The sequence below is a fragment of the Robiginitalea insularis genome (genome assembly GCF_052497835.1).
Window position 1 is genome coordinate 1,080,644 of sequence record NZ_CP199296.1, and the last position, 15,180, is coordinate 1,095,823.

At 43.9% G+C, this 15,180-nt stretch carries 13 protein-coding genes and 1 tRNA gene; 5 read left to right on the forward strand and 9 right to left on the reverse strand.

The window, feature by feature from the left end; translation table 11 throughout:
* Nucleotides 1-57: 57 nt before the first annotated feature.
* On the forward strand, nt 58-2,289 hold the full coding sequence (locus tag ACT6NV_RS04955; protein ID WP_445386156.1) for a hypothetical protein: 2,232 nt from the start codon (nt 58-60) through the stop codon (nt 2,287-2,289).
* A 204-nt stretch (nt 2,290-2,493) separates the two neighbouring features.
* Here the strand turns inward: ACT6NV_RS04955 and ACT6NV_RS04960 are convergent, their stop codons facing one another.
* From ACT6NV_RS04960 to ACT6NV_RS04980, 5 genes are all read right to left on the reverse strand, one after another.
* On the reverse strand, nt 2,494-3,204 hold the full coding sequence (locus tag ACT6NV_RS04960) for a 6-phosphogluconolactonase (RefSeq protein ID WP_445386157.1): 711 nt from the start codon (nt 3,202-3,204) through the stop codon (nt 2,494-2,496).
* A complete protein-coding gene (locus ACT6NV_RS04965; RefSeq protein WP_445386158.1) occupies nt 3,201-3,752 on the reverse strand; it encodes a gluconate 2-dehydrogenase subunit 3 family protein in 552 nt (183 codons plus the stop codon). The genes ACT6NV_RS04960 and ACT6NV_RS04965 overlap by 4 nt, the downstream gene beginning before the upstream one ends.
* Nucleotides 3,753-3,756: 4 nt before the next feature.
* Nucleotides 3,757-4,833 carry a Gfo/Idh/MocA family protein gene (locus ACT6NV_RS04970; RefSeq protein ID WP_445386159.1) on the reverse strand — a complete coding sequence of 359 codons (1,077 nt, stop codon included), beginning with the start codon at nt 4,831-4,833 and terminating at the stop codon, nt 3,757-3,759.
* Between the two features lie 11 nt (nt 4,834-4,844).
* The gene (locus ACT6NV_RS04975) at nt 4,845-6,539 is read right to left on the reverse strand and encodes a GMC oxidoreductase (RefSeq protein WP_445386160.1); all 1,695 of its coding nucleotides are present in this window, start codon (nt 6,537-6,539) and stop codon (nt 4,845-4,847) included.
* A 64-nt stretch (nt 6,540-6,603) separates the two neighbouring features.
* Nucleotides 6,604-7,077, reverse strand: coding sequence for a cupin domain-containing protein (locus ACT6NV_RS04980; protein ID WP_445386161.1), 474 nt, complete (start codon nt 7,075-7,077; stop codon nt 6,604-6,606).
* 239 nt (nt 7,078-7,316) lie between these two features.
* Between ACT6NV_RS04980 and ACT6NV_RS04985 the strand changes: the two genes are divergently transcribed.
* From ACT6NV_RS04985 to ACT6NV_RS05000, 4 genes are all read left to right on the forward strand, one after another.
* A complete protein-coding gene (locus ACT6NV_RS04985; protein WP_445386162.1) occupies nt 7,317-7,730 on the forward strand; it encodes a hypothetical protein in 414 nt (137 codons plus the stop codon).
* Between the two features lie 124 nt (nt 7,731-7,854).
* On the forward strand, nt 7,855-8,982 hold the full coding sequence (locus ACT6NV_RS04990; protein ID WP_445386163.1) for a hypothetical protein: 1,128 nt from the start codon (nt 7,855-7,857) through the stop codon (nt 8,980-8,982).
* Between the two features lie 382 nt (nt 8,983-9,364).
* On the forward strand, nt 9,365-10,066 hold the full coding sequence (locus ACT6NV_RS04995) for a hypothetical protein (RefSeq protein WP_445386164.1): 702 nt from the start codon (nt 9,365-9,367) through the stop codon (nt 10,064-10,066).
* Nucleotides 10,067-10,226: 160 nt separating this feature from the next.
* A complete protein-coding gene (locus ACT6NV_RS05000; RefSeq protein ID WP_445386165.1) occupies nt 10,227-11,672 on the forward strand; it encodes a S41 family peptidase in 1,446 nt (481 codons plus the stop codon).
* A 348-nt stretch (nt 11,673-12,020) separates the two neighbouring features.
* On the opposite strand, the gene ACT6NV_RS05005 is transcribed toward ACT6NV_RS05000, so the two are convergent.
* The 4 genes from ACT6NV_RS05005 to rseP all read right to left on the reverse strand — a co-directional run bounded on the left by ACT6NV_RS05005 (nt 12,021) and on the right by rseP (nt 15,041).
* Nucleotides 12,021-12,302: a GIY-YIG nuclease family protein gene (locus ACT6NV_RS05005; RefSeq protein ID WP_445386668.1), complete on the reverse strand. Its 282-nt coding sequence runs from the start codon at nt 12,300-12,302 to the stop codon at nt 12,021-12,023.
* 138 nt (nt 12,303-12,440) lie between these two features.
* Nucleotides 12,441-12,517 (reverse strand) — tRNA-Asn (locus ACT6NV_RS05010).
* 150 nt (nt 12,518-12,667) lie between these two features.
* Nucleotides 12,668-13,528, reverse strand: coding sequence for a DUF4382 domain-containing protein (locus ACT6NV_RS05015; protein WP_445386166.1), 861 nt, complete (start codon nt 13,526-13,528; stop codon nt 12,668-12,670).
* 169 nt (nt 13,529-13,697) lie between these two features.
* Nucleotides 13,698-15,041 carry an RIP metalloprotease RseP gene (rseP, locus tag ACT6NV_RS05020; protein ID WP_445386167.1) on the reverse strand — a complete coding sequence of 448 codons (1,344 nt, stop codon included), beginning with the start codon at nt 15,039-15,041 and terminating at the stop codon, nt 13,698-13,700.
* Nucleotides 15,042-15,180 lie beyond the last annotated feature (139 nt).

A 15,180-nucleotide genomic window follows, 5' to 3' on the forward strand; every position in this document is an offset into this window, starting at 1 on the left:
ATAAAATTAAATCATTCCTTTGTTTTTAATCCGTTGCAGGTTAACTTCATTACAGGTATGAGCGAAGCACTTAAAATACAAAAGGCAAAATTCGGAACCCTGCCTGTTTTCCTTACGGCAATTTCAACCATACTGGGTGCTATAATGTTCCTGCGGTTTGGGTTTGCCGTGGGTTCCGTAGGGTTTATGGGAACCTTGCTTATTGTTTTCGTGGGCCATATGGTTACCATACCAACTGCTATGGCCTTGGCTGAAATCGCCACCAATCAAAAGGTGGAAGGAGGTGGTGAATACTTTATTATCTCCCGATCCTTTGGTCTCAACATAGGTGCGGCCATTGGAATCACGCTATACCTTTCGCAGGCCGTTAGTGTGGCCTTTTATATCATTGCTTTCGCAGAAGCCTTCGAATCCATTAAGCCCTGGGTGCTGGCCGAATTTGGTTATGAACTGTACGACAATCGATTGTTCAGTATCCCGGCCCTGGTCCTTATGATTTGGCTCATGATATCCAAAGGAGCCAATCTGGGGATGAAGGCCTTATATGTAGTAGTGAGTATTCTTATAATATCCCTGATATTCTTCTTTTTAGGTTCAACGCCCTATTCCGAAGTTTTTGATAATTCCAGACTATTCGAAAGCCTGTCCGAGGAGAATGGGTTTTTCTATGTTTTTGCCATAATATTCCCTGCCTTTACGGGTATGACAGCAGGGGTGGGGTTATCCGGCGATCTTAAGGACCCTAAGAAATCAATCCCATTGGGGACCCTGACTGCCACAATTGTTGGTATGGTAGTTTACGTATTTATAGCTTATAAACTAGCTTCTTCCGCAAGCCCCGAAGCACTGGTAAGCGACCAGTTAATTATGAGTAAGATTGCTATATGGGGGCCGATAATCCCCATCGGGTTGGCAGCAGCGACCCTCTCATCGGCTTTGGGTTCTTTTATGGTCGCCCCCAGGACGCTGCAGGCAATCGGGAAGGATAAGGTATTCCCAAACAGGTATGTCAATTACTGGGTGGGAAAGGGAACCAAAACCAATGAGCCCAGGAATGCAACAATCATTACCAGTTTTATCGCCATCCTTTTTGTCCTGATGGGCGATGTAAATGCCGTCGCCGAAATCATTACGATGTTCTTTATGGTAACCTATGGTTCGCTTTGTCTGATTTCCTTTTTACAGCACTTTGCGGCGGACCCCTCTTACAGGCCTTCCTTCAAGTCCAAATGGTACCTGTCGTTATTCGGAGCCATTATTTGTATTTATCTGATGTTTAAAATAAATACAGTGTACGCAGTTACTGCACTTTTTGTAATGGTTTTGCTGTATTTGTACATCACCTACAAGAGGGATAACCAAAAGGGAATGGCTAAAATATTCCAGGGGGTAATCTACCAATTCAGCAGGAGTGTACAGGTATTTCTTCAAAAGTCAGAAAAAGAGAGCTCGGAAGAGTACTGGCGCCCGGCTATCCTCTGCCTTTCCAAAGATAGTTTTAAACGATACGGTGCCCTGGAAGTCATGAAATGGATTTCCTACCGGTATGGTTTTGGCACCTATATCCATTTTGAACAGGGGTATTTATCGAGAAAATCACGGGCCAAATCACAAAAAAACTTACGCAAGCTAATTGATGTGGCTTCTTCCAGTAAATCCAACCTTTTTATTGAAACCATTGTTTCCCCCTCCAGTACCGGAGCCATTGCACAGGCCATCCAGCAGCCCGGAATATCAGGGCAGCCCAATAATACCATGCTTTTTGAATTTAAAAAAGGAGAGCGTGAATGGTTGGCTGAGATCATTGAGAATTACAGTATTTTCAAAGTAGTTGAATACGACCTGTGTATTCTGGCGAGTTCAGACAAAGGCTTTGGCTACAAAAAAAACATACATATCTGGATTCGGAGGGAGGATTACGAGAATGCCAACCTGATGATATTGCTGTCTTACATCATTCTTGGTCATCCTGACTGGAATAAAGGGGAGATAAAGATTTTTGCGACCTTCCCTGAAAAAGACCTGAAAGAAGAACAGGACCACCTCACCGAGCTGACCTCCAGTGGCAGATTACCCATCTCTTCTCATAATATCAAGGTTCTCCCCATAGAACTGGGCGTAAACCGCAAAGACATCATCAATGAAATTTCAAGTGATGCCGACCTTACCCTGATTGGTTTTCACGGCAGTATGATGAAATCTGAAAACAGCATTGAGCTTTTTGAAGGCTATGACCGTATTGGCAATATACTCTTTGTAAATACTCTTACTTCCAAGTATATCAAATAAGGTTCCTGCAGCAAGAGTATGCCCATTACAAAAAAATCAGACAGGCTCCGGCTACCTGCTCGGAAATCTGCATGCCTATCAGGGGTATCATTAGTAATAAAAGAGGATAAAATACCCTGACGGAGATATTATTAAACATATCTTATGTTTATTTGAGTCTTAAAAGAAATATAAAAAGTTTTAATCTATAATATCAATAGCCCACTACTGAACAGTAAGATGTTCCCGGTCCACCAATACATCAACATTTGGATGCAGCCAGAGAAATGAAGCCGGCAGGAAGGAAGATATTTGTCCTTTCTTTAATTCTGCAAAAACTCTTTCCTTACCTTTTCCGCTGACAAGTAATATGATTTTTTTTGCCCTGAATATCTCTGAAATTCCAAGAGTCATCCCCTCGGTTACCTTCCCTTTGGTTTGGTTTAACATTGCATGCTCTGCGGTGGATTTTTGTAGTCTGACCACATGGCATTCAGGGTAAAGTGCTCTATTGGGTTCGTTCAACCCAAGATGACCATTTTTCCCCAGGCCAAGGATGCACAACTCTATACTCGGCAAAGCCTTTACCCGGTCTGAAATTCTTTTACATTCCTTTTGGGGATCTGCAGGCTGAGAAGAGAAGGATATATATTTATCCGACGGTATTTGCAGCGGTCTTATAACCTCCTGCTGCAGAAAAAACTCGCAGGTGGCTGGATGATCCATAGGCAAACCCAGCCATTCGTCCAGCTTTATGACAGAAAGATGTTGATAGTTGTTTTGAGAGGAAACCAGTTTTCGATAAAGTCCCAATGGAGAATTTCCGGTTGCGAGGATAAGCCACGGAGCTTCACAGGGCCTTATTTCCTGATCAAAGATGGCTTTAGCGGCCTGGCTCATTTCGTCATACGTATCCAGATACTGAAAATTCATCATGCCCAGGCAGGTTGACCTTTTTGATACGGTATACAACCCTCAAACCGACCAGGAATCGGGTTGTATCTCAAAGCTTTGGTTGCGCCCGGCTCAGATATAAAGTAGCCCCAAATAACCAATTGAAGCAACATGGTATAATAATGAGGGTTCCCGTTTTTTTCATATTCCAAAGCTTCTTTATCAGAATTGCTCAATATTTGAGTTTGTTCTTCCCTGGAAAGCTCTAAAAAGGATTTGTCAAAGGTTATTTCAGATGTTGTTTCCAATTTGCGGATGCCCTTTTCAAAAACCCGGGCCTCTTCCTCAGTATAACAATCCTCAACAATTGAAAATATAAATTTTCCAACCTCAGCTTCACCTGCACCGGGAGAATTACTTGTGGATGGCAAAATAACATCTGCCAATGCATTGAGTAATGGTATGTCAGCCTCGTTCAGGTAACCTTTGGGCTTGCCGGGAGAAAAGCAACCGGATAGCAATAGCTGGCTTCCAAAAATTGAGGTGCCAAAAAAACCAGTTGTAAGTTTCAGGGCTTCTCTTCTATCCATGAATCTATTTTTTCCAGAGTTTATAAGGTTTCTTTACAGAAGGCTTAAAGGGCAGTTCAACCTTTTTACCGGACCCGGCAGAAGCATAAGCTGCGTATATGATTTCTAACACGGCTCTTCCGTCCTCTCCAGTTACCAGAGGATCCTTGTCATTTAAGACACAATCCACAAAGTGTTCAAATTCTTGGGGAAAACCATAATTCCAGATTTCTTCGTACATGGTAAAGCTCCACCCAATGGTATTACCCGCTTTTTCAACCGCATAGCCCACGCCTTTCGTGCTATAGGTTTGTATTGAGTTTCCCTGCAGTACGTCCGCATAGGCGACGCCTTCCGATCCGTGAATTTCCGCACGATCATCCATTCCCCCTAACTTCGTCCAGCTCTCCTCGGCTATACCCGTTACCCCATTTTCGAATTCAACAATGATAATAGCATTATCATCACCGATGGTTTTATCACCATGAACACTGGTTTGCATGTGCGCATAAACAGATTTAACAGGATTGTTTTTATTGAGCCATCGAAAAAATTGAAAAGCATGGCAGCCCATATCCATGGTTACACCTCCGCCTGAACGTTCTACATCCCAAAAGTGCGCGGCATGAGGTCCATCGTGTTTTTCTGACTGTTTGAGAATGATAGGACGGCCCAGAGCTCCTTCATCAAGTAACCCCTTCAATCTAACATATTTGGGGGTAAAGCATAGTTCTTCAGCATACATTAATTTGACCCCGGCTTTTTTACATGTATCAATCATCAGATCTGCCTCCTCCAGATTCATGGCAAGCGGCTTCTCCACTACAACATGTTTGCCGGCAGCAGCTGCTTTACAGGTGATCTCGCAATGTAAATAATTGGGGGCGCCGATGACAATCATTTGGATTTCATCCATGGCCAGCATTACTTCAAGTTTAGTAAAATGGTGGGGGATTTGATGCTTTTCGGCAAAAGCACTGGCATGCCCCGGAGTTGGTGACATTACTGCCAGGATTTCAGCGTTTGCCACTTTCTTGATTGATTCAGCATGTATGGTTGAAATAAACTGTGAACCAATAAGTCCAATTCCTACCTTCTCCATAATTTATAAAGTTATAGCTTTTTGTTTCTTATTTGTTCAGCGGCGAAAGCAGCAGCTCTGGCAGTCAGAGCCATGTAGAGCAATGAAGGGCTCTGGTTACCGGTGCTGGTCATACAGGCCCCGTCGGTTACAAATACGTTTGGACATGAGTGCAACTGGTTATTTTTGTTTAACAAAGAAGACTCAGGGTCAACTCCCATTCTTACGCCCCCCATCTCATGAATATCAAGACCAGGCGCCTGGTGGTTATCGATAGTTTCTATTTCGGTACAGCCCGCTGCTTCCAGCATTAACCTGCTTTCTGTAAGGAAGTCCCGAATCATTTTTTCATCATTCTCATCATATCCAACATCAGTGACAAGCTGGGGGATACCAAAAGGGTCTTTCTCAGTTTCGCTTAGGTATATTCTGTTTGTTTCCTTGGGGAGCGTTTCTCCCTGCATATACATATAAATGTACCACTGGCCCGCCTCACTCAGCTGGTCTTTAAAAGATCCGCCCAATCTGGGGCCTGCAATCGTTTCAGGCTCTCTTCTAACCCGATAGCCACCAGAAAAAATAGTATAACCACCAAAAAAGTCAGTATCCAGTTTGCCGAGGTTTCGATAATTGGCGATGATGCATTCTGTTGGATTTTTGCCGTAAACATATTTATCTTCAAATCCGTTTATCTTACCGTTGGCCCAGCCTCTGTAGAGATGAAAACCGATATATTTCCCCAACAATCCGTTGTCATTCCCCAACCCATTAGGAAACCGATTGGATTTTGAATTAAGTAAAATGAGGTTCGTATTCAGGGCAGATGCATTCACGAAAATCACTCTGGAGTTGTAGATGATTTCTTCTTTGGATTCAGCATCTATGACTCTTACTCCTGTGGCCTTTCCCTTATCTTCATCGTAGATTATAGAATGAACCACCGAATACGGTCGAATCGTTAATCTCCCCGTTTTATTTGCCCAGGGCAAGGTTGAAGTTACAGAACTAAAGTAGCCCCCATACGGACAACCCCGCATACATAAGTTACGACATTGACATTTCCCCCTGCCTTGCTGTAGATGTATCTCCTGTGGCTGTGTAACCTGAGCCCATCTTCCCTGCACCAGGTGCCTGCCAGGAAACTTATCCGAAAGCACCTTTTGTAAGTGCCGTTCAACACAATTGAGTTCAAAAGGTGGTAAAAATTCCCCGTCGGGCATGGCTTCAATTCCATCCGTATTTCCGCAGACGCCAATAAACCGCTCCACATGCGAATACCAAGGGGCAATGTCTTTATACCCTATAGGCCACCCCTCTCCGTATCCCAAATTGGATGGTGCCTTGAACTCATAATCACTCCATCGCTGACACGCACGTCCCCAGATTAAAGATTTCCCGCCTACCTGATAACCTCTTATCCAGTCAAAGGGTTTTTTCTGTACATATGGCTGTATGGCGTCTTCTATGAAAAAATGAAGTGTGTCTTCTCCAAATCCAGCCGCTTTTGAGGTGATTGGATTTTTATCTATATACTCTTTGGGCACCCTGCCTCCGTGGGGGAATTCCCATGGGTTTTTCGACCAGGTGGGATAGTCCTTAAGGTGTTCAATATTTCTGCCGCGTTCCAGTACGAGGGTTTTCATGCCCTGTTCACAAAGCTCTTTTGCAGCCCAGCCACCCGAAATACCAGATCCGATAACTATGGCATCATATTGGATTTCATTCATAACTTAGGTTAGCGATTTTTTCTTTATCGTAATTTTCAAAGTGTTCAGAAGATTGAACCTTAAATTACTCCTTCAACTTTTCAGCTACCTGATCATATGCTTCCTGAGAAAGTACCTCCGTCCATGTGGTAGGCTCCGTTCCCCCGTAAATGGCCAGATAGGTGACATCGCTTTCTTTACTTGAAGCATGCCAGTGCTCTGTTTCCTTCTCACATTTTATAACATCTCCTTCCTTCATGGTAATTGGCTCTTTTCCCCTTTCCTGATAATACCCCCTGCCTTCTACAATGATCAGGACTTGAGGAGTTGCGTGTTTATGCCAGTCCAGGGTTGAGTTAGCCCTGAAAGTTGCCTTCGTAATGTTGTAGTTCAAATCTCCCTTCGAGCGCAACAAACTATTTAACCAGGCTTCACCAATATAGTGGGTATTGGGCGCTTTCATGCCTTCCTCTAAATAGGAGGTAACCTGATATTCCGGGTTTTGGGTAAATCCGAAAAGGGGTAGTAAACATAGTAGACTGAGGGCTGTTTTTTTCATTTCAATAGTTTTGAAGTTAAGGTAATAAAATACTGGTATCACAAATGTAAATCCATCATAACTTTTTATCCAATTCAGAACCTTTAGTATAGAATTTATAGCCGCTAATATCCTCTTAAGATAAAGAAGCAGGTCCTGCATAGTGCGAATAAGAAGTATTAATTAACACTTCATTGGTCTGATAAAGATCATTGCCCAAATAGCCTCTGCGCGATACTTTTAATACAAAACCTATTACCATGAAAAAACTAAAGAAAAGGCTTAAGGCCATCGCAGTGTTTCTTTCTGGTCTAATTCTGTTACAAAGTTGTAGCAGCTATAAAACACCTGTAACTTTAGAACAAGCTGTGCAAAATGAAAAAGCTGTTAAGGTTACCACCGTTGACGAAGATTCTCAAGAGTATAAATATATCATGTACTCAGATGGCCAGTTCTACGGGGTAAAAGAAAACCCCGGAGATGATGTGAAATTTCCAATTAGTACAGATGAAGTGAAGACTGTACTGATGAAAAAAGGTTTGCCGTGGTGGGCCTGGACCTTAATTATTGTGGGAGGCATTTTCGTGATTGGCTTAATCATTTGTGCCACTGGCGGCTGCGGAGGACTGGGCGGAGGACTGGACTGGGGCGGCAGTTATGCGGAATTGAAATAAACAATGCCAGTTCTTTCCAACTTTAAAGGTGCTATGGAATTAAATGTATGTCGATGATCTTCATCATTGTCTAAAAACCTCATAGCCAATACTTTTGGTATTGAACTTATAACCCTTAGCACAGATGAAAACCAAGATTTTTTTACTTGCTGCTTTCTACGCTATGGCCTGCCTGGGCCAAACGGAAAATAGCAGTGAGATTCGGATTAATGAAACACAACAAGATGATACCTATAAAGCCGGAGAAACCATTATGGTTGATGCCGTGGTACAGGGCGATCTCGTCATCGCCGGAGGAAAGCTTACTGTGAATGACAGTGTAATTGGTGACTTTACCGCTGCCGGAGGTGAACTTTATCTGCGCGGATACGTGGCCGATGACGCCAGACTGGCTTTTGGCAGGGCTACCATCGATTCCGAAATTGGAGATGATCTGATCATCTTCGGAGGGGAGGTAACCCTAACCGAAAATGCCGTAATACATGGAAACCTCCAGTGCACAGGCGGGAAAATCAACATGAAGGGGAAGGTCCTTGGAGACATGACTGTCAAAGGGGGTGAGGTTCTGATAGACGGAAGCATTAGCGGAACTTCAAAAATAATAGTAGAGGAATTAAGCCTCGGCCCAAAGGCCGAATTTTACAAGGAAGTTCAATACTACTCTGAGGACGGGGAAATAGACTTCAATACGGCACTGGTCCGCACTGAAGCGCAATTCAATGAAGATCTGGCAGATGATGCCTCAGATCTATCCATGACCACCTTAGGCACCAAGTCCTTAAAAATGTGGCTATTTTATATTCTGTCCTCATTTCTCGTTATCCTGGTATTGCACGCACTCTTCAAAGATGCCTTTTCAAACGCAGTCGGAGACCTGGACCACCACTGGTTGAAACACTTTGGCGTAGGCTTGATCTATCTGATAGGAATTCCCATAGCCATTTTAATTGCCTTCCTGTTGATAATAGGTATCCCGTTAGGGCTCTTTACCGCCGCGGTCTTTATATTCAGCCTGTTGTTAGGCCATATGGTCGCCGCCTTGTTGCTGGCGTATTATTTACGGAACAAGAAAGACAAAGCATGGGGTTTCTGGATGGTTACCCTTATAGCATTGCTCTTTGTAATTGTATTGCGTGCGCTCACTATGATCCCTTATGCAGGCATCCTCCTTTCCATTGTAGTATTGGCCATTACCTATGGCGCCCTGACCATGAAGGTCATAAATACTAAAAGACAATTGGCTCCTGAATAATACCGATTTGAAGATCCTGCAACTTTGAATTGAGTTCAATTTTACAAATAAAAAAGCCCTGAAAAGTTCAGGGCTTTTTAATTAAGATGACCGCTGGGTGCGTTCTCTGCCCCAAGGTTCCCTAATCAAATCGCGTATAATTATTTGCTGTTTCTTTAAACCACAAAAAACACCTATGGCTTATTGGTCAAATAGTTATATTGAACATGAAATAAGAAGTAAGGCATAAATGACTACTTGTTTTAGCAAAGTATTCCAATTCTCGAGTGTTTTTATAATGATTCTCGTACTTAATGGATGCGGCTACTTCGCGGAACCGATTGAGGCATCAAGTGAGCACTTTCGGTTTATCGGGACTACATATACCAGTTCAAAGGAGGAAATGCAAGATGGTATTCTTAAGGCAGAGGAGTTATACAACGCTCTGGATCAAATAATTCCCCCGGACTTTCCTTTGGATTCTGTGATAATCGTGCAGCTAAACGGAAACATCCGGTCGCAAACACCCTATGTAGATGGTGAAGGCACTATACAGTTATGGCGTTACCCTGCAGAAGAAGGTGGTTATTGGGCCCTCTTTGCCCATGAGCTTGTGCACGCAATCGCCTTTGATGCCGCGGTCAAGGCAGGGGCACTGGAATGGGAGTCGCTGGGCTTTTACAATGAGGGCTGGGCGGAATACGCTTCACGACTCATCGATCCAGCAAAGACAGGCTTCCCGTTTTATGGTTTCGACGAAACCGTCGTTGCGGGATACTGGGCATCACAGGAGGGGCCAACGCTTGCCGAACTCCGAAATTCTCATGAGGAACTAAACCTGGCCTGTGCCTGCCAGACGTATCCCCTGAGGGCATCGTGGTTCCGCTACGTCGACGAGACCTATGGTCGTGAGGCGGTACTGGAGATTATGTATGGCGGACGGGAAATGACACCTGAAGTAGTGGCCGAAATCCTTGGAGATTCCCTGTCAGAAGTTGATAGAGCATGGCGTGCATGGGTTCTCAAGGGCTATGCTTTGCATCCAAAGGCGGATGCCCGTGCAGACGCCTACCTCAATAAGATAGGGTGCGAGCCTTGTTTGTAGTTCAGCCAGAGATAAAGTCTTTTCTCCCAAGGGAATTTTCGGGATATCCTGCCCTTAAAAGCTTTACCATGAAAAAAGCCACTCCCCTTTTCGGATGGCTTTGGGTTTGAAAATACGGTAACAAATTTGTATCATTCTCATCTACTCAAAAACCAATCAGATGAAACCATTCAGTATCCTTACCTGTCTCCTGCTTCCACTTTTTATATTCTCCCAGCAATGCGATTGCAAATCTAATTTCAATTGGCTGAAAAAGACTTTTGAAGAAAATGACGCGGGATACGCATACGCCTTACAGAAAAAGGGTGTGGATCTTTATGAGGCGCACAACAGGGACATTTCCAAAAAAGTTAGTGATGTTGAATCGCTGCAAGAATGCCAGGCCATCCTGTATGAATGGTTGACATTCTTTCGCCCGGGCCATATCGGGATCAGACTCCTTGAATCGGCCACCCAAACGAGCGGGAACGAAAGCCCGGTAAATTCATATCCGGATTGGGAAACCTATAGTTTCGTAAGTGAGGACTTCAAAGCGTACCTAGATCAAAAAGAAGATCCTGGCCTTGAAGGGATCTGGGAAACCAGTTCGTACACCATTGGCATTAAAAAGGAGGGGGAATCATATATTGGTTTCATCGTGGAATCGGGCGCGCCAACCTGGTCTGAAGGACAGGTGAAATTAAAGTTACAGGTTTCCGGGGATGAGGGTTCCGGCGTTTTCTACATGTATGACCATTCCCCAGTGGAGTTTGATAAAGTGGGTCTGCTTGGAAAGAACTATTTGGAACTGGGAGGTTTCAGCCTCAACAGGAGATATCCTGAATTACCTAAAGACCCCAGGATAGAGGAGTATTTTAAATCCATGTATGCCTCTTTACCCTACCTGGAACAAACAGGCGAAAGCACCCTTTACCTGAGGATACCTTCCTTTCAGGGTACACAAAAAAAGGCTATTGACAGCGTTATTTCCGCTAACAGGGAAAAAATCCTCTCTACGGAGAACCTGATCATAGATATCCGGAATGGGACTGGGGGAAGCGATTCAAGCTATGAGGAGCTTTTACCGTTTCTGTATACCAACCCTATTCGGGAAGTAGGTGTGGAATTTCTTTCTACCAAACTCAACAATCAACGCATGCTGGATTTTATAAACAAACCGGAGTACGGCTTCGACGAAACAGTTAAAAAATGGGCACAGGAATCCTTCGAAAAGCTAACTAGAAGGGAGGGTGAATTTGTATCCCTGAAGGACAATCCGGTGTCTGTTATTGAGCACGACACCGTATACCCCTATCCAAAAAATGTAGGTATAATTATGAACGAAGGAAATGGAAGTACGGACGAACAATTTCTTCTGGCTGCCAAACAGAGTAAGAAAGTGAAGCTATTTGGCACCTCTACCATCGGTGTCCTGGATGTTTCCAACATGTACATGGTCCCTTCGCCCTGTGGACAATTTGAATTGGGCTACTCCCTGTCCAGGAGCATGCGAATCCCGGATTTCACTATTGACGAACACGGAATACAACCAGATTTCTATATGGACAGCGGCATTGCCGAATACGAATGGGTCAGTTATGCGGAAAGCATCCTTAAGGGTGAATAGAATATCCTAAAAGAAAAAAGAGCAACTCTAATACCAATACAAGGATATTGACTGGGAGCGGCGCCGCTACAATAAGGATTTGAAGGAAATTGCATAAAAAAAGCCCTGAGAATAACAGGGCTTCTGAAGTGTTCTGGCAATGAAGTAGAACGGATGTTCACTTCATCTCCATGAAGCGAGCGCTGCTCTGCTTCATGGCTCCCCCTCTTCGGCTCGAACCGGACCAAACGTCTTCGAAGAAGTTTAAAGATCCGGTGGATCTTTAAAAGTGAGGGGCCAGATGGTGCGCTGGCGAGAGCCGAGCCTAAATTCGTTTAAAAGACTTTTTCATTTTCCATACAGGTTCTTTTATTTATTAGGATATTCTACATATTCCAAGGTGTTTCGCAGCATTGTTTTCAACATTCTTTTCCCTTGTGTAGTTTTAAAATACTTTTCCCTGCGTAAAGCATCACTTTTCAGAAGATAAAATTCGCAAAAGATCAATCGGAGTGGTATTCTGCCTGAAGTACTTGGGGTTCTACCTTTATTATGGTTCTTTAATCTTTCCTGCAGATTCGTAGTGAACCCATGATAAAGTAGCAGGTCTTTTTCACTTTGAAGAACATAAACGCAAAATGGAAGTATCATAGTCCAATATACTTCCAGCTTCAGCAAGCTAATTGCATAAAAAAAGCCCTGAAAATAACAGGGCTTTTGAAGTGTTCTGGCGATGAAGTAGAACGGATGTTCACTTCATCGCCATGAAGCGAGCGCTGCTCTGCTTCATGGCTCCCCCTCTTGGGCTCGAACCAAGGACCCTCTGATTAACAGTCAGATGCTCTAACCAACTGAGCTAAGGAGGAATATGGTATTGCTATTAAAAGCGGATGCAAATATAATTGTTTTTTAAAATTATACAATCAAGAAAACAAAGAATCTTGGGGTTTTTTGCTCTTATAAAAAACAAAAAAACCGGGCCTGGGCCCGGTCTGTTTATATTATTCTGTCAACTACTATGGTTGCAGGCTAATCTCAAAGTCCTGGGTGGTTAGGTTTGCTACTGCAATACTTACCTCGGCTTCAGCTTCAGCATAACCGGTTTTATTTACAGTTACCGTGTAGGTACCCGGATCAAGCCCCGGGACTGTGTAGCCACCTGAGGCATCCGTAGATGTGGTTGTGTAAACTTCTCCATCGACCAAAATACTTACTTCTGCTCCTTCAACCGCAGTTGGAACGGTTTCAACCAACTCTGTAACGGTTCCGGAAAGGGATCCGGTACTACTCATATTTTTGGCGCGAAGAACCGGCTTGAAATTAAACCCAGTGACCCCGGCAGGGGTTTCCAGGTTTCCTTGCAGTACAAAAGACTGGCTGAGGTCCACGTCCAGCATCAGGTCTTCACTCAATTCACTTACTACTACCAATTCCGGCTTGATAAACACTTTGATACCTGTCTGGCTGCCGCTGGGTACTTTAACCTCATAGACGGTTTCGTCGGTTAGCTTGATACTGGCATCCGTAACATATACGCGAACCAGGTCATAGGTCCCGACAGGAACTTCGGTCTCGCCCATATTGAGCATTACGCCATTGGTTAACTCCATCATATTAACGGTTTCAGAGCCTTCGAACAAAGTTTCAAAACTTGTACCGCCTTCCTCAGTTTCCGTTCCCTCCTCCTTGAGACGAACTTCTACTTTGGTGATTGTTATGTTTGCTTCGGTGATCAGCTCGTACGGGAAAGGGGCATCGGTCAGTTGTAGTTTGACAGTACCAAACTGTGCATATTGCAGTTCATTTCCGTATCTGGAACATCCAAAAAAGAAAAGGAGGGCCACAGAGGCCAATAGAAAATTCTTGAGCATTTTCATAGGTCGTTACTTTTAAGATTAGGGCTAATTGTTTGGTTTTTAACCCAAAACAACAGTTAAAACTATAAAAGCTTAATGGTTTTCTAAAGAAATTTCGATGAAATGCAACTTAGCAATCCCTAAAAGCTTGTTTTACAGTCTTTTCTCACTGAAAAACCTGGGGCATAACCTAGTTAAAGATGGCTTTGTAGATATCGTTCCCGTTGGCAAAAAGAATAAGGGCCAGCAGCAGGAAAAACCCAACCATCTGGGCATACTCCATAAATTTATCACTGGGTTTGCGTCCGGATATCATTTCGTAAAGTAAAAACATTACATGCCCACCGTCCAGGGCCGGGATCGGCAGCAAGTTGAGCACAGCCAGCATAATGGAAAGAAAAGCGGTAATGCCCCAAAAAGCCTGCCAGCTCCAGGTATCGGGAAAAATATCGAATATCGCCTTGAAGCCTCCAACACCCTTGTAGGCCCCTGTGCTTGGGGTAAATATTTTTTTCAGTTGCAGCCAGTAGCCCGAAAGCTGGTTGACAAATTTTTGCCCGCCAACTGCGAAACTTTCCCAAAAACCGTATTTCTTCTGCTGAATGCTGAAGTAGCCCAAGTCTTCAAACTGCTTGTAGGTGCCACCCGGTAAAATTCCCAACTTCCCTTCTTCGTTAACCTTTAAAGGAAGAGATACTTCATTTCCATCCCTGAGCACAACAGCCTCAACCGTTTGCCCTCTATAGCCCTGAAGTACCGGGGAAATCTGATCAAAATACTTTACCTGCTGGGTATCAATCCTTTTAAAAAGATCACCTTTCTCAAGGCCGGCGGCCTTATTATGGGAGCTGTCGGGGACCATACCAACCATAAAGGGGATACGCAATTCAAAGAAAGAGACATCTTCCCCGGTGCTCAATTTTCCCAGGAAGTCTTCGGGAAGATCTATCTGGATAGGCTGTCCATCCCGCTCTATGGTAAACTGCTCGGCTGTAATCAGGTTTCTTCTCAGGTCTGAATAGTTTTCATATTTCTGCCCGTCTATGGCCACCAGCTTGTCCCCGGTCTGAACCCCAAGGTCTGTAAATACCGGATTGGTTACCCAATAGCCGTCTTTGATGCTATCGGTGGAAATATCAGAATCTCCATAATAATAAGAAGCGAAGATGTAGATGACCAGCGCGATCAGGAAATTCACCGTAACCCCTCCCAGCATAATGATAAGCCTTTGCCAGGCCGGTTTGGAGCGGAACTCCCAGGGCTCTGGGGGTGCCGACATCTGTTCCGTATCCATGCTTTCGTCAATCATCCCGGCTATCTTTACATAGCCTCCCAGTGGCAACCACCCAATACCATACACAGTTTCGCCTATCTTCTTTTTAAAAAGCGAAAATTTTACATCAAAAAAGAGGTAAAACTTCTCAACTCTTGTTTTAAAGGCTTTGGCGGGAATAAAATGCCCCATTTCGTGTAAGACGATCAACAGCGACAGGCTTAACAGGAATTGAAGGGCTTGTATGAGGATGGGTGACATTTCTTGCTCCGATTTTTATGAAAACGCACAAAAGTACACTTTTATAAGGGCTTACAAAAGTAAAATCCGGACCTCCTCCCCACTTTAAGAAACATTTAGCAGCACTCATGGCCTCTGCGGGTTGACCGTAAATTTCCGG

Excerpts from the sequence above, each read along its gene's own strand:
- ACT6NV_RS04955 (WP_445386156.1), top strand. The coding sequence starts at position 58 with ATGAGCGAAGCACTTAAAATACAAAAGGCAAAATTCGGAACCCTGCCT.
- ACT6NV_RS04960 (WP_445386157.1), bottom strand. The coding sequence starts at position 3,204 with ATGATGAATTTTCAGTATCTGGATACGTATGACGAAATGAGCCAGGCC.
- ACT6NV_RS04965 (WP_445386158.1), bottom strand. The coding sequence starts at position 3,752 with ATGGATAGAAGAGAAGCCCTGAAACTTACAACTGGTTTTTTTGGCACC.
- ACT6NV_RS04970 (WP_445386159.1), bottom strand. The coding sequence starts at position 4,833 with ATGGAGAAGGTAGGAATTGGACTTATTGGTTCACAGTTTATTTCAACC.
- ACT6NV_RS04975 (WP_445386160.1), bottom strand. The coding sequence starts at position 6,539 with ATGAATGAAATCCAATATGATGCCATAGTTATCGGATCTGGTATTTCG.
- ACT6NV_RS04980 (WP_445386161.1), bottom strand. The coding sequence starts at position 7,077 with ATGAAAAAAACAGCCCTCAGTCTACTATGTTTACTACCCCTTTTCGGA.
- ACT6NV_RS04985 (WP_445386162.1), top strand. The coding sequence starts at position 7,317 with ATGAAAAAACTAAAGAAAAGGCTTAAGGCCATCGCAGTGTTTCTTTCT.
- ACT6NV_RS04990 (WP_445386163.1), top strand. The coding sequence starts at position 7,855 with ATGAAAACCAAGATTTTTTTACTTGCTGCTTTCTACGCTATGGCCTGC.
- ACT6NV_RS04995 (WP_445386164.1), top strand. The coding sequence starts at position 9,365 with ATGCAAGATGGTATTCTTAAGGCAGAGGAGTTATACAACGCTCTGGAT.
- ACT6NV_RS05000 (WP_445386165.1), top strand. The coding sequence starts at position 10,227 with ATGAAACCATTCAGTATCCTTACCTGTCTCCTGCTTCCACTTTTTATA.
- ACT6NV_RS05005 (WP_445386668.1), bottom strand. The coding sequence starts at position 12,302 with ATGATACTTCCATTTTGCGTTTATGTTCTTCAAAGTGAAAAAGACCTG.
- ACT6NV_RS05015 (WP_445386166.1), bottom strand. The coding sequence starts at position 13,528 with ATGAAAATGCTCAAGAATTTTCTATTGGCCTCTGTGGCCCTCCTTTTC.
- rseP (WP_445386167.1), bottom strand. The coding sequence starts at position 15,041 with ATGTCACCCATCCTCATACAAGCCCTTCAATTCCTGTTAAGCCTGTCG.